This is a genomic window from Thiomicrorhabdus immobilis (assembly GCF_021654855.1).
GTDB classification, from domain to species: Bacteria; Pseudomonadota; Gammaproteobacteria; order Thiomicrospirales; family Thiomicrospiraceae; genus Thiomicrorhabdus; species Thiomicrorhabdus immobilis.
This window is the reverse complement of record NZ_AP024202.1, coordinates 650,878-672,178: the sequence shown is the minus strand read 5'-3', so window position 1 is coordinate 672,178 and position 21,301 is coordinate 650,878. Positions and strand designations below refer to the sequence as shown.

The 21,301-nt window shown below is 43.3% G+C and carries 15 protein-coding genes and 2 tRNA genes; 4 read left to right on the top strand and 13 right to left on the bottom strand.

The genetic code is table 11. The annotated features are described in order from the left end of the window. The first annotated feature begins 167 nt into the window (after window positions 1-167). Window positions 168-1,529, top strand: coding sequence for a magnesium transporter (mgtE, locus tag L6421_RS02895; protein WP_237263022.1), 1,362 nt, complete (start codon window positions 168-170; stop codon window positions 1,527-1,529). A 234-nt stretch (window positions 1,530-1,763) separates the two neighbouring features. Beyond that, window positions 1,764-2,411 (top strand): OmpA family protein, encoded by a 648-nt coding sequence (locus L6421_RS02890; RefSeq protein ID WP_237263019.1) that lies wholly within the window; start codon window positions 1,764-1,766, stop codon window positions 2,409-2,411. Between the two features lie 129 nt (window positions 2,412-2,540). Here the strand turns inward: L6421_RS02890 and L6421_RS02885 are convergent, their stop codons facing one another. From L6421_RS02885 to L6421_RS02855, 7 genes are all read right to left on the bottom strand, one after another. Further along, on the bottom strand, window positions 2,541-4,115 hold the full coding sequence (locus L6421_RS02885) for a peptide chain release factor 3 (RefSeq protein ID WP_237263015.1): 1,575 nt from the start codon (window positions 4,113-4,115) through the stop codon (window positions 2,541-2,543). A gap of 399 nt (window positions 4,116-4,514) precedes the next feature. Beyond that, window positions 4,515-5,543, bottom strand: coding sequence for a protein translocase subunit SecF (secF, locus tag L6421_RS02880; RefSeq protein WP_237263011.1), 1,029 nt, complete (start codon window positions 5,541-5,543; stop codon window positions 4,515-4,517). A 9-nt stretch (window positions 5,544-5,552) separates the two neighbouring features. Continuing rightward, window positions 5,553-7,436, bottom strand: a complete 1,884-nt coding sequence (gene secD, locus L6421_RS02875) for a protein translocase subunit SecD (protein WP_237263007.1) — start codon at window positions 7,434-7,436, stop codon at window positions 5,553-5,555. Between the two features lie 121 nt (window positions 7,437-7,557). Then, on the bottom strand, window positions 7,558-7,887 hold the full coding sequence (gene yajC / locus L6421_RS02870; RefSeq protein WP_237263004.1) for a preprotein translocase subunit YajC: 330 nt from the start codon (window positions 7,885-7,887) through the stop codon (window positions 7,558-7,560). 201 nt (window positions 7,888-8,088) lie between these two features. Next, on the bottom strand, window positions 8,089-9,204 hold the full coding sequence (gene tgt, locus L6421_RS02865; RefSeq protein ID WP_237262997.1) for a tRNA guanosine(34) transglycosylase Tgt: 1,116 nt from the start codon (window positions 9,202-9,204) through the stop codon (window positions 8,089-8,091). 54 nt (window positions 9,205-9,258) lie between these two features. After that, on the bottom strand, window positions 9,259-10,317 hold the full coding sequence (gene queA / locus L6421_RS02860) for a tRNA preQ1(34) S-adenosylmethionine ribosyltransferase-isomerase QueA (protein WP_237262996.1): 1,059 nt from the start codon (window positions 10,315-10,317) through the stop codon (window positions 9,259-9,261). Between the two features lie 150 nt (window positions 10,318-10,467). Further along, window positions 10,468-12,342, bottom strand: a complete 1,875-nt coding sequence (locus L6421_RS02855; RefSeq protein WP_237262994.1) for a putative bifunctional diguanylate cyclase/phosphodiesterase — start codon at window positions 12,340-12,342, stop codon at window positions 10,468-10,470. A gap of 241 nt (window positions 12,343-12,583) precedes the next feature. Here L6421_RS02855 and L6421_RS02850 point away from each other — a divergent pair. Next, window positions 12,584-12,670, top strand: a tRNA-Leu gene (locus L6421_RS02850). A gap of 25 nt (window positions 12,671-12,695) precedes the next feature. Then, window positions 12,696-12,772 (top strand) — tRNA-Val (locus L6421_RS02845). An 83-nt stretch (window positions 12,773-12,855) separates the two neighbouring features. On the opposite strand, the gene L6421_RS02840 is transcribed toward L6421_RS02845, so the two are convergent. The 6 genes from L6421_RS02840 to L6421_RS02815 form a co-directional block, all read right to left on the bottom strand. Then, a complete protein-coding gene (locus L6421_RS02840; protein ID WP_237262992.1) occupies window positions 12,856-13,959 on the bottom strand; it encodes a hypothetical protein in 1,104 nt (367 codons plus the stop codon). 88 nt (window positions 13,960-14,047) lie between these two features. Beyond that, window positions 14,048-17,038: a MobF family relaxase gene (gene mobF / locus L6421_RS02835; RefSeq protein ID WP_237262990.1), complete on the bottom strand. Its 2,991-nt coding sequence runs from the start codon at window positions 17,036-17,038 to the stop codon at window positions 14,048-14,050. Between the two features lie 12 nt (window positions 17,039-17,050). Continuing rightward, on the bottom strand, window positions 17,051-18,967 hold the full coding sequence (locus tag L6421_RS02830) for a type IV secretion system DNA-binding domain-containing protein (RefSeq protein ID WP_237262988.1): 1,917 nt from the start codon (window positions 18,965-18,967) through the stop codon (window positions 17,051-17,053). 12 nt (window positions 18,968-18,979) lie between these two features. Further along, window positions 18,980-19,291: a hypothetical protein gene (locus L6421_RS02825; RefSeq protein ID WP_237262985.1), complete on the bottom strand. Its 312-nt coding sequence runs from the start codon at window positions 19,289-19,291 to the stop codon at window positions 18,980-18,982. Between the two features lie 259 nt (window positions 19,292-19,550). Further along, on the bottom strand, window positions 19,551-20,153 hold the full coding sequence (locus tag L6421_RS02820; protein ID WP_237262984.1) for an HNH endonuclease: 603 nt from the start codon (window positions 20,151-20,153) through the stop codon (window positions 19,551-19,553). Next, window positions 20,140-21,285, bottom strand: coding sequence for an AAA family ATPase (locus L6421_RS02815; protein ID WP_237262982.1), 1,146 nt, complete (start codon window positions 21,283-21,285; stop codon window positions 20,140-20,142). The genes L6421_RS02820 and L6421_RS02815 overlap by 14 nt, the downstream gene beginning before the upstream one ends. Window positions 21,286-21,301: the final 16 nt, after the last annotated feature.

Genomic DNA, 21,301 nt, shown 5'->3' with positions numbered 1-21,301 from the left:
GGCGTTTTTTTATGTCTGTCATAAAGCTTTAAAGCATTTATTGGCAAATCTCCTGCTACAATGTAATTCAGCAATCATCCAGGTTAGTAAAAACCGATCTATTGTAGAATTCAAACCTCACTAACCATTTAGTATTTGTTCGTTAAACAGCCAGTAAGGAGATGGTCATGACAACGCAAACCCACACAGCCATTGACAAGGCCAAGCTAACCGAACAACTACTTGCAGCTGTTGAAGCTCGTAATATTCAGCAAATCAAAGACCTATTCTCTCATTTGGTTGAGGAAGAGATTGCTGAAATTTTAGAATCCACTCCGCTTAAAGAGCGCCAGTTCCTTTGGGAAGCGGTGGATAGTGACCGTCAAGGTGAAATCCTCACCCACACTAATGACGAAGTTACCGCAAACCTTCTAGAATCGCTTACCCCACACGAGATTGCAGGCATTACCGAAGACTTGGAAACGGATGATATTGCAGATATCGTTCAGTCTTTGGATTCGTCCGACCAGCAAACACTTTTAGCGTCTTTGGATGAAGTCGATCGTAATGCCGTTGAAATGGCTCTTACCTATCCGGAAGATACCGCCGGCGGTATCATGAGTACCGACTTAATTTCCATTCGTGCCGACGTTACTTTAGATGTAGTCTTACGTTATCTTCGTAAACTTGGAGAATTACCGGAATCAACCTCTGAACTATTTGTAAGAGACCGTGAAGGTAAATTTGTCGGCTCATTGAAACTTACCGTGTTATTGACCCATGATGAAGACACCCTTGTTAAGGAAGTCCTGAATACCCGTATCCCTGCAATCAGGGCTTTTACACCAGAAAAAGAAGTGGCGCATTTCTTTGAGAAAAACGACCTTATTTCTGCTGCGGTAGTGAATGAAAATGACCAGATCATTGGTCGTATCACCATCGATGACGTTGTTGATATTATCCGTGAAGAAGCTGAACACGCCCAAATGGCGAGTGCCGGTCTGGATGAAGACCAAGATATTTTCGCCCCTGCCGCCAGAGCGGCCAAACGCCGTACTTTTTGGTTGGGAATCAATCTGTTAACCGCCATTTTCGCCTCCATTGTTATCGGGCTATTTGATGCTTCAATCGAGAAAATTGTCGCGCTTGCCGTATTGATGCCCATTATCGCCAGCATGGGAGGCATTGCCGGAACGCAAACCGCCACCATTGTCATTCGTGCTTTGGCGACCGGTAAACTTGCTCGAAGCAACAGTCGGTCGCTATTAATCAAAGAGACCACCGTTGGCCTCTTCAACGGTGTTATTTGGGCGGCATTAACGGGAATGGCGGTACTGTTTTGGTTTGATGATGCCGCATTGAGTATGATTTTTGCAACCGCCATGCTAATCAACCTGTTTGCGGCCGCTTTTGCTGGAGCCATGATTCCGCTGTTCTTGCAAAGAATGAAAATCGATCCTGCGTTGGCTTCTGGCCTCATGTTAACCACCGTGACCGATTCTCTAGGATTTTTCGTATTCCTTGGATTGGCCACGATTGTTTTACTGTAAATAAAACATCAAACCACGCTACCTATACAGATATGGATCAGCATTATCTCCACTAAAAACCATGTTGATTGATTTCAAGTATTTCTACATTCTGTTGCATAAACCCTGTAACAACCATGGAGATAATATCCACAAGCTTTTAAATTACTTGAAAGCAAACCTTTTATCCTCTATAAAGTAATTATAAAAACGTATTTTATTTAAATTTTGATTGATGCTTTTGGAGTACATATCATGAAAAGAAAACTTATTGCCGCAATAACGACTGCCACATTGATATCAATTACAGCGGGTTGTGCGAATGATCCAAACCGCCCTGTTGAAGAGCGTGAAACAGAGCGTAACGTCATCACAGGTTTGGCCGCGATTGGTGGTGCTTTAGCTGCAAACGCCCTCGGTGTGGATAACAACCTAGGTAAGGTTGCCGTTGGTGCCTTAGCCGGTTACACGGCTCGCCAGGTTTATGGGGACGTGCAAGCAGGCACCGCATCCGATCCGAATACAGACGTTTCTGCGGTCACCATTGGTGGACAGGAGTATGTGCAAGTAGAAGTCAAAGATGTCAACTTCCGTTCCGGTTCAGCTCAATTAGAACCGTATGAATTAACCCGTCTAAAACCGGTATTGGATACCTTGCAACGTCACCCAAATACACGTGTTCACATAGAAGGCCATACAGACTCAGATGGTTCAACCGCTTACAACCAGCAACTTTCAGAAAACCGAGCTAAAAACGTGGCTTTCCATCTAATGGACAACGGTATCTCACGTGACAGAATCGTCACATACGGTTACGGTGAAGAGCGTCCGATTGCGAGCAATGCCACGGCAGAAGGCAAACGTATGAACCGTCGTGTTACTTTCCTGATCAGCGAAATTTGATTAAATTAATCCTACCAGGCCTGCTTAGGTTTGGTTATTTGATTTCATCAACAAAAACGCCACTCATTTGAGTGGCGTTTTTGTATGGCTTAGTTTGTTTGTGATTATCTTATCAATTCCAATGAACATCTAGTGTTCACGGGTCGCAACAAACTGAAGTTCAGGCCAACGCTCTTCCGTTAAGTTTAAATTGACACGGGTAGGTGCGATATACACCAACTGGTCGGCCGCATCATAAGCCACGTTTTCACGGACTTTGGCGGTGAACTTCTCAATCTCAGCTTTAGGGCCGATTACCCAGCGTGCGGTATTCACATTAACCGGTTCAAACATACAGGTTACGTTGTACTCATCTTTAAGACGTTGCGCCACCACTTCAAATTGAAGTATACCGACCGCACCCAAAATCAAATCATTGTTATTCACCGGACGGAACAACTGGGTTGCCCCCTCTTCTGACAATTGGGTCAAACCTTTTTGCAGCGCTTTCATTTTCATTGGATCTTTCAACTGTGCACGTCGGAAAAGCTCCGGTGCAAAGTTTGGAATCCCGGTAAACTTCAACTCCTCACCTTGAGTGAAAGTATCACCAATTTTGATTGTTCCGTGGTTGTGCAAACCAATGATATCACCAGGGTAAGCCACCTCAGCTTGCTCACGTTTATTGGCCAAAAAGGTAATCGCCTTGGCAATCTTAACGTCTTTGCCAATACGCACATGCTTGAGCTTCATACCGGATTCATATTTCCCCGAAACAATGCGCATGAACGCCACACGGTCACGGTGAGCCGGATCCATATTGGCCTGGATTTTAAAGACAAACCCGGTCAATTTCTCTTCGTTGGCATCTACAAAACGGGACTCGGTCTCACGACCTTTTGGCGCCGGGGCATACATCTCAAAACCGTCTAACAACTCTTGTAAACCAAAATTGTTCACCGCTGAACCAAAGAAAACCGGCGTTAATTCCCCTGCCAAAAACAGCTCTAAATCAAATTCATGACTAGCACCACGAACCAAATCGACCTCTTCACGCAACTCTTCCGCTTGCGAGCCTAACAGCTCATCCAAACGAGGATTATCCAGACCTTCAATCAACTCACCTTCGGTAGCTCGCTGACCATCGGCCGCAGCAAACAAACGCACCGTATCGTTATACAGGTGATAAATCCCCTTAAAACGTTTACCCATCCCAATCGGCCAGGTCATTGGCGCACAAGCGATTTTCAAAACATCCTCGACCTCGTCCAACAGGTCGATCGGTTCTTTTCCTTCACGGTCCAATTTGTTGATAAAGGTCAAAATCGGCGTAGTACGTAAACGACAGACTTCCATTAATTTAATGGTTCTGTCCTCGACCCCTTTCGCCACGTCAATTACCATTAGTGCCGAATCCACTGCCGTTAATACACGATAGGTATCTTCAGAGAAATCCTCGTGCCCCGGAGTGTCCAACAGGTTGATCATGACATTTTTATACGGAAACTGCATGACCGACGAAGCCACGGAGATACCACGTTCTTGCTCCATCTTCATCCAGTCGGAGGTTGCACCGCGATCTGTTTTACGGCTCTTTACCGCACCGGCCATCTGAATTGCACCACCATATAACAGTAACTTTTCGGTTACGGTGGTTTTACCCGCATCCGGGTGCGAGATAATCGCAAAAGTGCGACGTTTTGAGCTTTCGAGTTGTAATGACATAACTGTCCAAATAATATCTATAAAATGTGTGGCGATTATACAAGTTGAGTACTGGTAACGCAAAAAGCAGATAAGCTATCCAAAATAAAATCCATTAGTTAAAAGCTATCAAAATAGTGAATTTAATCAATTAGACTTTAATATGCCCAAGCTATATTCTGAGCTTGTTGGAATATATTTCTTTTGTTCGCTATAACGTTATATTCCAACCGATTACCTAACGGTTAGCTTCATTTCCAAGGGTGACTGTTTGATTTAGTCGTTGCGGGTATGACACCTATTGTTATTGCTAGTCATTATTTGCTGCGGCTAAATCATCCCTATTCTTAAAATACAAAGCCAGCACTAAGGCTGGCTTTTATATTGTTACCAGGCCTGGTAACTAAAGTTGAGTGTTTTTTATAACTCTTCTTCGTCTAATTTTTTACCTTGTTTAGCCAACTTGGCTTCACGTTTGGCTTCGGATTCCAAGAATGCACGTTGTAACTCAAGCTCTTGCGCTTCGCGATCCAATTCGGCCGTCGGCGCTTTCATTAAGTCTTCTTTAGAAACGCCTAATAGCAAGGCAATCGCACTGGCCACATAGGTTGATGAGAATGTCCCGACAACAATCCCCACAATCAACGCCGCGGCAAATCCGTGGATGATTTCCCCTCCTAAGAAGAATAGCGCTAACAATACAATCAAGGTGGTCAAAGAAGTCATAATGGTACGTGACAACATTTGATTGACCGCTACGTTGGTAATTTCAACCGGTGTGCCATCACGCATGGTTCTGAAGTTCTCGCGCACACGGTCAAACACAACAATGGTATCGTTCAACGAGTAACCGATTACCGCAAGGATTGCAGCCAAAACCGTTAAGTCGAATTGCATCTGTGTCCAGGCAAATACCCCCACAGTGATGATGACATCGTGAACCAAAGCGGCCACCGACCCCACTGAAAAACGCCACTCAAAACGTAATGCCACGTAAATCAGGATGCCAAATAACGCATATAAAACCGCTAAAGCCCCATCTTCGGTTAACTCATCCCCCACTTGAGGACCCACGAATTCCACACGACGCAAGGTAATCTCTTCGTCACTGGCGTTGTTCAACGCTTCCATAACCTGGTTGCTTAACTGTGCTGAATTCATTCCTTCACGCGGTGCAATGCGAATCAACACATCTTCAGCCGAACCAAAGTGCTGGGCAACCGCTTCACCATAATTGGCTTGAGTTAAATCACTACGTAGCTTGGTCAAATCCACCGGTTTGGAATAAGACAGTTCAATCAGGGTTCCACCAGTGAAGTCGATACCGTAATTCAAGCCTTTCATCCATAAACCAGCAAACGAGGCGATGATTAGGAAGACTGAAAATGCCATCGCGATATGACGCTGACCCATAAAATTAATATTGGTAGTTTCTGTTTGTGTACTCATGTCATCACCCTAAATTGAGATTTTCTCAACGCGCTTATTGCCGTATAGAAGGTTAATAATTGCACGTGTTCCCAAAATCGCCGTGAACATCGATGTGATAATCCCGATGGATAAGGTAATCGCAAAACCTTTGATTGGCCCGGTACCAAAACTGAACAACACAACCGCCGCTAATAAGGTGGTGATATTGGCATCGGCAATGGTCACAAAGGCCTTCTCATAACCCGCGTAAATAGCAGATTGGATAGAGCTGTTTTTCATCTCTTCACGAATACGTTCAAAGATCAGTACGTTGGCATCAACCGCCATACCGACCGTTAACACTATCCCGGCAATACCAGGCAGGGTTAAGGTGGCTTGCAGCATAGACAATACCGCCACGATAATGACCAAGTTCAGTAACAACGCCACATTCGCGACCATACCAAATACTTTGTAACGCCAAGCCATAATGACCAAAACCAACAAGAAACCAACCACAACCGACATAAAGCCCTGGTTGATGTTGTCTTGTCCCAAACTTGGTCCAACGGTACGCTCCTCAACAATTTCCATTGGTGCAGCTAATGCACCTGCGCGTAGTAATAAAGCTAAATCTTGGGCTTCTTGTGGGGAATCCAAGCCGGTGATTTGGAAACGGTTGGCAAACTGACCACGAATCACCGCCGCATTGATCACGTCTTTATTGGTAATACGCTTTTTGACTTTTACCCCGTTTTCTTCAACGGTTTCTACGCGGTTTTCAATGTAAACCACTGCCATGCGGTTACCCACGTTCTCTTTAGTGGTAGCCAGCATCTTACGCCCGCCCGCACCATCTAAAGTAACGTTGACCATGGCAGAACCTTGCTGTGGATCAATCCCCGACTGGGCATTGATTACATTTTCACCGCTGACAATGATACGGCGTTTTAACAAAATCGGACGCCCATCACGGAACTTGTAAATAATCGAACCGTTAGGTGCATAACCGGTTTTCTCGGCACGGTATGGATCACCATTCTCTTCGACCAAGCGGAACTCCAAAGTGGCTGTCGCGCCAAGAATCTCTTTAGCACGAGCGGTATCTTGCACACCCGGTAACTGCACCACAATTCGTCTGTCACCTTGTTGCTGAATGACCGGCTCTGCCACCCCTAACTCATTGATACGGTTACGCAAAGTAGTGATATTTTGCTGTAACGCATATTTCTGGGTTTCGGCAATGGTGGTTTGCGACAGTTTCAAAATCGCTTTTGGTGCAGAAGTGGTTTCATCCGAAGTGATGGTGAAACGATTGGCATACTCTTGGTTTAAACTTACCAGGCCTGCTTGCAATGTCTCTAGATCTTTAAACTGGATCTCTAAAGCTTCGTTTTCCACTTCGACCGAAATATAACGAACCTTCTCCGCACGCAAAGAACCTTTGATTTCATCGACGTAACGTAAATAGGCTTTAGCAACTGCGGCCTCCATATCGACGTCCATCAAGAAGTGCACACCGCCACGTAAATCCAAACCTAAATACATAGGTTCTGCACTAATGCCTTGCAAAAAACCCGGAGTTGCAGGAGCTAAATTCAAGGCCACAACGGCTTGACGACCTAACGCCTCTTTCAAAAGCGATTTGGCTTTAAGCTGATCTTCGGTATCGTTAAAACGTATTAAAAATTTACCGCCCTCAAAAACAGACGATTTCACTTTCAAACCGGCTTGTTGTAGGACATTCTCAACTTGCAACTGCGTGTCGGCATTAAATTCCACCGACTTCGCTGGCGATACCTGAACAGCAGGATCATCACCAAATAAGTTTGGCATGGCGTAGGTTAAACCAATCACAGTAATCACGATCAACAGCAGGTATTTCCAGGCTGGATATTGATTGGCTATGATTTTTTGTTGTGCTTGAAACATAAGTTCGATTCCAATTTTGTGTCGAAAGAAACCCTTATAAAGGATTCTCCTAAAACCACAAAAGGGGCAAAAGAACTCACTGGATAGTAAGCCCTAGTTGCCCCTTGTAGCTTAAAGCGAATTATTCGCCTTTAAGTGTACCTTTTGGTAGTAAACGTGAAATGTTTTGACGCTCTACTTTTACCACTACATTTTCAGCAATTTCTACATCGCAGAAGTTTTCGTTCATATCACGAACCTTACCAGCAAGACCGCCGTAAGTAACGACTTCATCGCCCTTCTTAATCGCTTCAACCAAAGCTTTGTGCTCTTTTACTTTCTTCTGTTGTGGACGAATCAATAAAAAGTAAAAAACGACAAATAGAAGGACCAAAGGGATAATCCCTTCCCATCCGCCACCTTGTGCCGCTGCAGTTCCTTCCGCCATTGCATCACTGATAAAAAAGCTCATAGTTGTAACTCCTAATATAAAAAAATTGAATCGCTGTATTTTGGCACAGCTAGCTCAAAAAATCTAAGTTAAATGGCGATTAATTGCCTTTTAAAACTTATTCTAAAATTTGGCTGGTTTTTTAAAAATTTTACCAGGCCTGGTAAAATTTTAAATTTGTTTTTTTGGGGAATGCAAACTCTCCGATCTGACTGGTATTCTCTAATCCAATGCCGGAACGGGCTGACCAATACCGGCATAAAATTCTTCTACAAATTCTTCTAACTTATTGGCCGCAATCGCGTCACGCATGCCTTTCATCAAGTCTTGATAATAATGCAAATTGTGAATGGTATTCAAACGCGCTCCCTGAATCTCTTTACACTTATCTAAGTGATGCAGATAGGCGCGGGTGTAATTTTGGCAGGTATAGCAGCTACATTTTGCATCTAACGGCTCAAGACTGGTTTTGTGCTTGGCGTTACGCAACTTCACCACACCTTCACGGGTAAACAAAAAACCGTTACGGGCGTTACGGGTCGGCATGACGCAGTCAAACATATCAATCCCACGACGCACCGCCTCAACCAAATCTTCCGGCTTGCCTACGCCCATCAAGTAACGCGGTTTGTCTTTTGGCATATGCGGCTCGGTAAAATCCAGTGTGGCCATCATCTCATCTTTTGGCTCACCTACCGATAAACCGCCAATGGCATAGCCATCAAAGCCAATCTCTTTCAGGCCTTCTATCGACTGGACACGCAAATCCTCATACATACCGCCCTGCACGATACCAAATAAAGCCGCTGGACTATCGCCGTGGGCATCTTTTGAACGCTGTGCCCAACGCATGGATAGCTCCATCGATTCACGCGCTGTTTTGTGGTCGGCAGGGTATGGGGTACATTCATCGAATATCATCACGATATCCGACCCCAATTTACGCTGCACTTCCATTGATTCTTCCGGCCCCATAAAAATCTTGGCACCGTTTACCGGGCTATTGAAGGTCACACCCTCTTCTTTGATTTTGCGCATTTTGCCCAAACTAAACACCTGAAAACCACCAGAATCGGTTAGGATTGGACCATCCCAATGGGTAAAGTCATGCAAATCACCATGCAGTTCAATAATGTCTGTGCCCGGACGCAACGCTAAATGGAAAGTGTTCCCTAAAATAATCTGCGCGCCGGTCGCTTTTACTTCTTCAGGAGTCATACCTTTTACAGAACCATAGGTACCAACAGGCATAAACGCAGGTGTTTCAACCACGCCACGCTCGAACTTTAAACGACCTCTTCTCGCTCGGCCGTCAGTATTGTCTAATTCAAATTCCATGATTTTGTCCTATTTGATTCTGTTTTATGTCTAATCGCTACAAAGATATTGTGCTTATTTTTTGCTATTGTTCTGTGGAAACACCAACATCGCATCACCATAACTGAAAAAACGATATTGATTATCTACCGCATGCTGATAGGCCGCCATAGTCCTTTCGTAACCGGCTAATGCAGAAACCAGCATGATTAAGGTCGATTCCGGCAAGTGGAAATTGGTCAACAAAACATCCACTTCTTTAAATTGGTAACCAGGGGTAATGAAAATATTGGTTTCACCTTGATAAGGTGCAATATGCCCGGTCGGGCTGAAGTTGGCCGCACTTTCCAAACAGCGTACCGAAGTCGTGCCTACCGCAATGACTCGTCCGCCGTTTTTGCGAGCTTGTTCAACTTGTTCCACCAGGCCTGGTTCAACCTCTAAATACTCTGAATGCATCACATGCTCGGCAATATCATCTACCTGAACCGGTTTAAAGGTTCCTGCACCGACATGTAAAGTCACAAAACCGATATCCACCCCTTTGGCTTTGATATCTTCCATCAAAGCGTTGTCAAAATGCAATCCGGCTGTGGGTGCGGCTACCGCACCCGGTTTTTGTGAGTAAACCGTTTGGTAACGTTCTTTATCCTGCTCAACATCTTGCGCACGCTCGATATAAGGCGGCAAAGGCATATGACCATGCTCTTCAACCAAGTCCAAAGCAGTTTTATCGGACATGACCTTAACGATAAACAAAGCGTCTTGACGACCAATGACTTCAACATCAAAAGCATTTTCAATCGTTAAAACAGTGCCCGGTTTAGGCGAACGGCTGGAACGGATATGGGTAAGAATGGTCTTATCATCCATAACTCGTTCAATTAACAACTCAATCTTGCCACCGCTGGCTTTTTGCCCAAACAGTCGTGCAGGAATAACCTTGGTGTTGTTAAACACCAATAAATCTTTCGGCTTTAAATAAGTGAGTAAATCAGGAAACTTGCCATCCACAAGGGCATAGTCAGTCTCAGCGCCAGACATCACCAATAATCGGCTATCACGTCTTTGAGCGGCCGGCTGTTGCGCTATTAAGTTTTCTGGAAGGTCAAAATAGAAGTCTTGTCGTTTCACTGAAGTTGTTAACGGAGGTTTTATATGAAAGATTTTCCAATAAAAAACGCCCATTTATCCATAAAATAAAGGGGCGCTATTTTCGCTGATTGTGTCTTTATTTTCAAGCTGTTATCTACAGCAAACACTTTTTAAAAGTCTACTTTGAATTTACGCGGCAATTAAATCCGTTAAAAAGCTCGGTGCAACCGGCTTGCTAAAAAGATAACCTTGCCCAATATCGCAACCCAAATCAAACAATACCTTGCGTTGTTCTTCAGTTTCAATACCTTCTGCCACCACGACTAAATCCAAATCATGGGCCAGATTGATAATCGACTTGGCAATTGAAAACTGGCGTTTATCCTCAATAATATTGGTGACAAAAGCGCGATCTACTTTCAAGGTATCAAACGGGAATAAGGTCAAATAATGTAACGAGGCAAAACCCGTTCCAAAGTCATCCAGGGCAATCATAAAACCGCGAGCCTTCAACTCTTGGATTTTCTCTAAACTTCTATCGATATTATCCAATAAAACACTTTCGGTCAGCTCAATCTGTACCGTTTTAGGATCAACCCCCAAACGTTCAAACTGCTCGATTGCCTGACTGCAAAAATTATCGTCTGCAAACTGTCGAGCGGAAACATTGATTGAGTACTTCATCTGCACGCCGTCATTTTGCCATGCAACAATATCACGCCCAGCTTGAGCAATCATCGCTTCACTCAAAGCCCAAATCAACCCCGTTTCTTCAGAAACCGGAATAAATACCGCAGGTGAAGGCGCAATAGAACCATCTTCGACAACCCACCTAGCCAGAACCTCAACCCCCATGATTTCACCGGTTTTTAAATCAATCAACGGCTGATAGTACGGTTTTATCAAACCTTTGTTCAAGGCTCCACGCAAACGACTTTGAAGATCAACCATCTCAGTAGCATGCGCCGTCATTTCATGGGAGAAAAATGCCATGCTCAACCCTTGGCTTTTGGCTTTATACATCGCGGCATCGGCGTTTTTGATCAGTACTTCAGGAGTAAGTCCATCTCGTGGATAAACCGCCACTCCTGCAGTACCACCAATGCTCAACTTATAACCTTGAATGCGAAACGGCACTTCAAGAAGCTGATTAATGTAACTCACACACTCTTGCACAGAATCCGTGGTCACACTATGTTTAGTCACAAATACAAACTCATCACCGCCAAAACGGGCAATCATCGCCTGCTTTGAATCCAGGCAGCTTTTCTTAAAACGTTTAGCCACCTCGATTAACAATGCATCACCAATGGAATGACCGTGTGCATCATTCACATATTTGAAACGATTCAAATCCAAAAAGAACACTGAAAAGGTTTTAGCGCCCCCAGTCAATTCACTGTTCTCAATCAGGTCGTTCATATAATTGTTTAGATAGCGTCTATTAGGAAGGTTCGTCAAAGGGTCATAAAAACCTAGACGTTCAACACTTTCCGCAGCAAGCTTACGTTCGGTGATATCGATATTAATCGAACGAATACCCAATACATTGCCTTGCTCATCATGGATAGGCCCGCACAAGTGCTCTAACCAACGCACCTCATTACGTTTCGTCAAAATCCTGAACTCGACCTTTTCAGGCAAACCGTCATCATTGACATTATGCACGTGATGAGACCAATCACCCCTATCGTTAGGATGAATGATTGCATCCATAAAATTAGGCGTTCGATAAAAATCTTCCGGTGTATAACCCGTTAAATCATAAACGGCTGGTGAAACGTACTCATATTCACCTTCCACCGTTCTTACATAGGTAAACTCTAATGAAAAATCCACCACCGCTTTAAACAGAGCCCGCTCTTTTTTATGATTGGTGATTTGCTTGGATAAAAAACCAAACAACACCCCAAGTAGAGAGGCGACAATAACAGGTATGACCCAATCCAGCAGCTTACTACTAGACTGAATAAAATGATATTGCACGTAAGCGAATGGAACAATTAACATAAATGCCCACAAAACAGACTTTGAATACCCTTCTGCTGAAAACACATGTCGCATTCGTTTTTCCACTATTCCCCCAATAAATAATCATAAATTATATTTGCGACAAAGTATTAAGCATTCTTATCACCGGGTCAAAACAAGAATTTTTATCCACCACCCTAGTTTTCTCTATACACATACGTATTCATGAGAATAAAGCCTGTCTGCCCACAAGGATTAATTTTTAGACTTCTAATTGCTATATAAAGTTGACAGGCCTGACTTTAATCAATATAATTCGCGTCCACAAGTTAATGCCAGTGTGATGAAATTGGTAGACATGACGGATTCAAAATCCGTTGCTAGTGATAGCGTGGCGGTTCGAGTCCGCCCACTGGTACCACATTACTTGTAACCCTTTCTATTGTACGACCGTAGCTCAGTTGGTTAGAGCACCACCTTGACATGGTGGGGGTCGGTGGTTCGAATCCACTCGGTCGTACCAATTTTTCATGCAATTTCAATAAATTGCAAAACCTTAATTTTCAAATAACCCTTTTTATTTTTAACGAGTCAACAAATAGTCAACTATAAAGATTCAGTTCTATTGGTTGTTATTCCATATCTATCACTTATAAGTTCCTTTAAAATCCTTACGTGATGTTCTTTCAACTTATATGGTTGAGATTCTATCCAAGACTTTATAAAACCTTGCTCTGTTTTTACACCTTGCCTTTTAAGTTCGGTCGAATTTTCAAATTCATTTACAAGTGTTACCAGAATTTCTAACGTTTTATCTTTAGAGCTTAAGGCGAAAGCCCTTTTTTCAGTACAATTGGGTAACAATACTGGCTTATTGTAAAAATTTTTGTTTTCAAAATCCTCTAGGTCCTCTTTAAGGATCACCACATTTTGTTCGCCTTGATATGAATTCAAAACATCTTCTGATAGAGAGTAGCCAGTCAAGATCCCCCCATCAAATTCATAATTTTTTTCATTAACTACATAATAAAAATTGCCATTCAGCTCTACAACTCGACAACTTCTAAGCCAATCTTCAAAAAAATCATATTTTTTGGGTGATAAGTTCAATACCTCCAATGACTCAGGTATAGAATTTTTGGGAATATATGCACCACTCAGAGGCTCAACTTGATACCATGGAGTTACAGAAAGCCCACAGTCAGAAACTTTAATAATTGGCTGATCCAAGTTTAAAGGTATAGGGCCTTCAAGTGACTCTCTTGACTGCTCAATAGAAAAATTAGAATTTAATAAATCGCAACTATTAATAATATGATATAGATATATATTTTTGATCACACCCAAATCCGTAGGAATTATTAAACTCCCAATAATTTGTGATGTTGTTGGAAAGTCACCCTGTATTTCACTTTTATATATGGTTTTGTTATGTAATGATTCAAATATGCCACTTTTTACAAAAAAAGAAAAAATGATTTCTGATCCAAATCCTTCTGTTACATCACAAATTTGTAAGTAATCATAAGATTTTTCAACTTCATCAACTGGAAATAAATAACAATTTTTGAGATTCAAATACGCTCGAATTTCACAAGAAGCAATTTTTTCCTGAAGGTAGTCTATATCGTAATCTTCATGAACTGTCTGCCATCTTGTTATCACCTCTTCTATCGAATATGAAGATCTTACTAAAGGTCTTAAATCCACTAATTTCTCCTTCTGAGCAAAATCATAAGTAACTCGTTACTAAATTATCATAAAAATGTTTTCTGCAAAACTTTCAGCCTCTGAAAATTTAATCGTGTTCTAAATCATCAGACTTTTCTTCTTTAAAAGATGAATTTTGAGCTGAACATCCACTAGAAAAAACCTTGCTATCAAATTCGGATACTGATTTATCGTCAAGACTCCCTGCTTCGGCGTGTGTAAAGATTTTATCCACATCAGATTTAGACTGAGTGTCCGTTTCTTTTTCATGCGTTCGACTGGGTGCATGCATTTTGTCAAGTGCGGTTAATTTTTCACCGGTCGATTTTTCAATCAGTTCCGACAGATCCCGTTTGGAGTCGGTAACGACGGTGACTTCAGTGGTGGCGCGACTCAATCCCACATAAAAATCCCGCTGGTTCATCAGATTGGTGCTGGTGCTTGGGGCATGATATAGCACCCGTTCGGCAGTTTGTCCTTGAGCGGAAAACGTGGTTTTAGCATAGTTGTAATCGATATTGTGGGCTTGTTTGCCATCCAGAGAAACAGTTTGCCCATTGGGTTTGGAGAGTTTCAACTCGCCGGTTTTCTCATCGATTTCTTTAACTATTGCCGCTTCATTGGTTAGAACACCTTTTTGTTGATCACTGGCGGTAAAACGCACTTCATCGCCGATAGAAAGTGGCGTATCCCTAAGTTCAGAAACACTGGCATGGGTTCTTGCCAGTTCTGTACCGGCAAGCGTTTTTTCAAGAGCGGGTTGCTGCATGGATTGCACGGTGAGGGTGTTGCTGCCTCGATTAAGTGCGGTGATTTGCCATTGCGAGCCTTTGATCAAAGCTTTGTCTTGGCTCTTCAATGCTTGATTGTTCAAGGTCACCACCTGCCGCACTTTAAACACTGACCCTACAGCCCCTTTTTCTAAATCGGCTTTGGCGATGTCCTGCGTGTGCAACGTATTCAAGGTGAGTTGATCAATTGGTAATTCACCCTTGGCTTGCAGTTGTTCGCGAATAGTCGAATTTAATTGATCGATACCTTTTCGAGTCGGATCAATTAATAGGGTCTTCTGGCGTTGTTCCAACGTAAGCTGAGTGTATTGACTGGCCAAAGTATTAATGCGCTCTTGTGGGCATTTGATTTGCTGTATTAAACCTTTTTCATTCAGCATTTGCATGGCTTCTTGGGTTTTAGGATCACTGGGCAAGCTGTGTTCCACGGCCTGTTTTAAATTCGCATCCTTTTGTCGAAAGATGGTGGTCAGTTCATAAGTCGGTATCTTATAATCCGTCAGTTGCCCAAAGGCACTGCCTGCACCAATACTGGCTTTTTGATAGCGATCACCGGAATTGAGCAGACGATGGCCGCTTTTCTCAGCTTGGACAAGTAGTTCTTTCATCTGCTGGGTGGACGCCAATCCAGATTCATCATGAATCACCAAGACTTTATTGGAGTTCAATTCCTTTTGAAGATGGCCGGACTGCATTTTGGCGATATAACCGCTGGTGGTCAGTGCCTGATTAGCATTAATGTCTTTTTGCAGTTGTTGGCTTGCGGCATGACTTGGGGCAATAGCCACCACCGTATAGCCTTCACGTTTGGCAATATCTCGAATGGATGCTAGGACGCTGGAGGTTTTGGCCGTACCCGCATACCCCTGCAACTGAGAAAGGTTGCCTCGATGACTGAGAATGCCAATCGCGGCTTGGCGCTGTTCAGCTGTCCAGGTATGCTCTTTTTGCGCGGCAAGCGCGATTTGTACATCCACCTGTTTCGCGGCCACCTTGGGAGAAGTGATGGCCCCACCTTTAAAATACCCGCTGCTCAAAGCCAATTTCTCAAGTGATGGGCTGACCTTGCCCAGCCAGCCTGGTGTTTGAGACTGGTTCATGCGCTCGGCGGTGGAAAGCATTTGTTTTTCCAACTGTCTGCCTTGCTCGGTAACAATCGCCGGTTGGGTGATATTCAATCGTGTATGCCGATCAAACGAACCGATCTCACGGCTGTGCAATTTACCTTCGGATTTGAGCTGTTTTAGAGTATCGGCCAATTGCTGCTTGCTCACCGCTGGTTGATCGGTACCATTGAGGTGACGATAGACGGCCCCTTCGCTGATCACGGCATCTTTTTCAGTAAGCACGGCAATGGTATGAGAGACTCGATCAGATAAAGCCTGTTGCGGCTGAGCAAGACTTTGGGTGGGTTGATTATCCGGTCTAGGTTCCGGCTGCCAGCCTATATCTTTGGCCTGCTGCTGCCAACTACGAAACATGGCCTGGCGGTTTTGCTCGGTAGGTTTGGCCTGCCGGGTTTTAAGCGTTGCCGTCTGGCGTTGCGCGGCAGTCGAATCCTGACGGGTCAGGTTGTGCTTGGCCAGTTCGGCCTCCACCTGTGTGGCACGGGTGGAAAAAGCCGCTCTCACCAATTCCGGTACGGATTTGAGCTCAAAGCCCATCTCGGTCTTTTCCGTACGATAACCCAGCTGGTTCAATCGGGCTTCCAGTTCGGTTTTATAGACCTGATCCAGCTCGCGCTGCATCCGGTATAGTGATTCGCTGGACACCGATCGCCAATCTCCATTTTGACCTTGAGTGACATTCATCACCACCGCATGGGTGTGCAGCTGCGGGTCAAGATTACGCGATGTTTGATGTTGAAAGGTAGCGGAGACCAATGAGCCGGTGATCTGACGCTCAATCTTCCCATCCACCCGTTGACGGGTGGTGATGTGGTTTTCATAATGGTCTAAAGCGGTTTTCACGGCTTGGTCATGCGCGGCTTGAATGCGCTCATCCCCTGCTACCAGAGCCTGAATGGACACCGACTTGGGGGCAGAAAAAGTCGCATCCCAGCCGGGACGGTGATTATCCGACTTTCCGACTTGTGACCCATCCGGCAATTCACCTTTAAGCAAAGCGGTGACATTTTCATTAGTCACGGCTTGCTCGGTTAATCCAAGCTTTTCAGCCCCCTGCCCATAAAAATGGGCAGCGGCCTCGCCTTTTTCAAGATAATAATTATCTTGCGTTAAATACCCCGCCGCGCCACCGGCGGAGGTTAAAGCAGTGACGTTCATCATCGATTTTTCCTCCTAAATATCCCAAGTGATCACGGTGGGTTTAGATGGTTGCGGTGCTTCAGGTTGTGAAGACACAATCTTGGAGGAGTCGGTTGAAGCCGCATCCGTGGCGATTGGATCGCAAGTTTCATTGATTCCGTCCTCATCGCCAGACGTTGCATCGACCGCATCAGACAGTCTCAGCTCTTCAATCGGGCAATGCGGTGGGTTTGATGGCTCCATTTGCGTAATGGCAATATCAATCTTGACTGGATTGGGCACACCATTAGCTTTAAAGAACGCTTTTAGGTCTGGCAGAGATGAAAGATCGGTTTCACTGACGGCGGCGCGTTCGGCAATATGCTCGGAATGCCCTTGACTAAATGAACCAGTCTTGCCTTTTGAAAGAGATTGGTTGGTCTGGACTTCTTTGCGAATCTGCTTGCCAAAGCGTTTAGACAAATAGTCGGCGGTTTGTGGATCAGACGTGCGCAGCGCTACCAAACTGGCGCACTGTCCGGCTAAATTGTGCGCATCATCTTTGCCATAGTGTTTGAGTAGTTGCGAAAAGTTTTGCAGCGCCAAAACGGTTGCCACACCATAACCACGGCCTTCGGCCAACAACTCCGGCAATGCCGACAATTTACCCAGACTCGGCAACTCATCAATGATGAACCAAATACGTCGGTGACGATTAGTCGGCTGTGAAAGGATAAAATTAGAAATCAGCTCAATCTGTGCAGCCATAATCGGTCTAGCAGAGGCTTTGTACTTTTTCTGTACAGGTAAAAACAACCAGGGCATCGGCTGTCGATCACCAGAATCCATTTTTTCAAAACACTCGGTAAAAAAAGATTCAATCGCAAAGCTGGCTTGTGAAGCCTGCTTGTCATCAGCAAGATACTTCAACGCCCGCGCCTGACTTTTAAGTTCAGATAAAATCGTTGCGGCAGTTTTAGAGTTGGAAAAATCACTGGCGACCTCTGATCCATCCAACCATTCAGTCAAAGTGTCTAAATCACTACTTACCAACTTATGAATGCTCTGCACAAAACTCAATCCCTCTTTACGGCCTTGTTTTAAGGCTGAAACCAACACCATTCTGGCGGTTTTAGCCCAAAAGCTATCTTTGCCAGGGGATTCTTTAATCACCGCCTCAGCAAAAGTTTCCAGTGCCTGTTCGGTGTTTAAGTCCTGCCAAACATTCCATATAGGGCTGCGAGTATCAAAGGGGCTATAAAGCACATCCAAATCCGGTTGATAGAAGTCACGCACCATATCGCCTTTGGGATCGTATAGAACCACCTGATCCCCCAGCTTGCGAATGTAGCGAAGCAGTTGAATCAGTAATTGGCTCTTACCTGCTCCGGTATCACCCACAATTAGCAGGTGTTGTTTTTCAGCATTTTTTGTCCAAAATGCATTGCCTAATTTGATCATACTTTTCAGTTTGTGCTTCTTCAAATAACGGTGGTAGGTACTCAGTGGAATCTGCTGCACACCTTCCAGCAATTCATTGTCTCGCTGCCTTTTCCCTCCCCAGTAAAACAATCCAGCCAAAACAGTCCAAGCACCAAGCCCCCAAGGTAAAGCGGCTTTTAGATCTTGTTCAAAAAATCCATTGTAAGCATCAACAAATTCGATCATTTGATGAGATCTCAATACCTGCTGGGCTTGCAATCTAATGACCTCTCCAGCCTCCTGAAGCACAACATGATGTTCAGGTAGCACCAGTACAATGCCCCAAATATAGGCTTTCCAATACCACCACAAATAATTCAATTGGTCCGCCGGTATTGACTGATACCACTGATAAAACACATAGCCAACCATGACCAGCGCCACGGCCAGAAAAATCAAAATCTGGCCCATCAAATCCCTCAAAAAATAGCGTCCACGCAACCATCCAGCAGAGAGCTGGCTTAATGTGTCGTTTCGAGTTAATGCCATAGTATTGACCTCCTAACCTTGATTACTGAAGGATTGGCTTTTTTGCAACGCCCACTGACGCGCCTGTGCCTTGAGTTCGACAAACCGGTCATTCTCGATTGCACTGTAATTGAGTACCAGCTGAAGCGTTAAAAACTGAAGGTAAAGCTGTTCCTCTAGCCAAACAGAGGAGGATTGATCGGTGGATGTTTCAGAATTGGCTTCCAGACCTTTTTGAATCAATTCAGCGGTCAAAGAGGACAGTGAAACGCCGGAAGATTCGGCGAATAATTTGAGTCGATCTTCCAGCATCGGATCGACATAGGTGCGAATGAGATTTTTCATAATTAATTCCCTAATCTAAATTGAATATTTAGAACACATCGCCGCAGGCTGTGCGTGATGTGTACCAGTAAGCAGCTTGCTGATTGGTGTAGCAAAGCGTCTTGCTTAAAGGGAATTAAAGTTGGAAATGTTTAGAAATGCATTGTTGGCATATTGGCAACACCTTATTGCTAATGATGACTTACCAACCTATATATATGATTTTATTGAGTTTTAAACATGGCATAAATTAATTATAGAATAATATTGTGGCTTTTATCTATTGCTGTAACTTTTCAAAAGCCTCTTCTACATTTTTATTTTTGATTCGTTTTTTTCTGCGGCCTTGTGCTGAATCAGCTGCATCTAACTCAAAGTCTTTTAGCTTAAAGTAGTTATATGTGAATTTACCCTTTGCACTTTGAAGGGGAATTCTATACTTTACTATTCTAGCCCGCCCGCTTTGAGAGACCTCTCTCAGGATATGAGCCTCAATTCTGTCAAGATTAGGATGAACAAACTTGTAATAACTGCTTTTAAATGGACTTCGAGGTAAGTTTTGAGTTGTTAAAAAGCTTGTACCTTTATTTTTGATCTGCATGTTGCACCTTTTACAGGCAACAGCTAGATTTTTCATTGTGAACATATGCCTTAAGCTGAAGTGCTTCGGAATTATATGCTCAATATCTAAAACCATATTGAATTCACTATGAATATCTCTTTGACAATAACAACAAATATCAGCTTGCCATCTTTGTTTTTGCGATTTAATTGCCCGTTTGATAGGAGTAAGCGCGCTTAGCGTCCATCCTGCTTTATGCCCAAGTGCACTGGCTTGCCTTAATATGTTTACTTCAGCAGGGGTAAATCTAATCTTTGCCATCATACTTCCCGGATGGAATCTGCTTAATTAGGTCTTCAACCCCTAATAAGAAGTCTTTTTGTTGTTCGTCAAAAGAAGATTTTAAGAAACTATCTACTACTTTTAGAGCATCACTAATAGATAACTTTTTATCATCAACATCATTTATCAAGTCTATGCAACGTTCCGATAAAGAATGATTTTGGGGAGTAACTATACCAAATTGATCTATTAGAGAATCTTCTATGCCCAAAGTATCAGCATCCAGCTTCTCAAACCTTTGTCCATTGAAACGGTGAAGTAATGCACCCTCTTTTTGAGCACCAGCGATAAAAATTGGGGAATGCGTTGCTATATGGAATTCAAAATCGTAATAAGGAAAAATATTTCTCAGATTTTCAATATACTGACGCTGCCATTTAGGGTGTAGGCTATTCTCAGGCTCATCAATTAATATAAAAACCTTTTTATTTTTAAATTTTTGTAAATGAAATCCAAGAAAAAAGGCCGTGTAGATTAGAGTAGCTTCTCCTGAACTTGCTAATTTAAAATCAAATTCACGCCCGTTCTTTCTAAAGAAAAGTTGAACGTCACAATAGCTATATGGCCTGGTACGATTTTGACTTCTTTCAATTTGCAGTAAAAGTTCCAAATCTTCCAAAAATTTGATACCAAAAATTGCCTCTTTTTCAAGCCACACGACCTTGTTGTTATGATCTTGTAAACGCTCAGATACTTTTTCAAACTCTTTTACTAATTCATCTTCCTGAATACTAGATTTAGAGATAAAAGGTTTTCTTAGTGGTCTAAGCTCTATTTGGATACCAACTGAAGGTTCATAGCCAATGTACGATAGAATGGATTGAAGAGTACGAATAAAAGAATAATCATCGTTAGTAAAAGCAGAACTCGACAAAGCCTCTTTAATTATTGGACGTTTTTTCGAGTAATAGAAGTTTTTCTTAGCGTTTAGCTCATTTATTGGCTCAAAGAAAAAATAATTATCATTACTCTTTTTTTCAAGAGGAAATTTATGAGCTACGGTATTCGCGATAGCCAAAATAGGTTGATGGCTATTAATTTTGCTTTTAGCAAACTTACCTAAAATACGACTTTTCCCACATCCATTTTCCCCAATATATACATTAATCATGATTCTTTCTTATCCA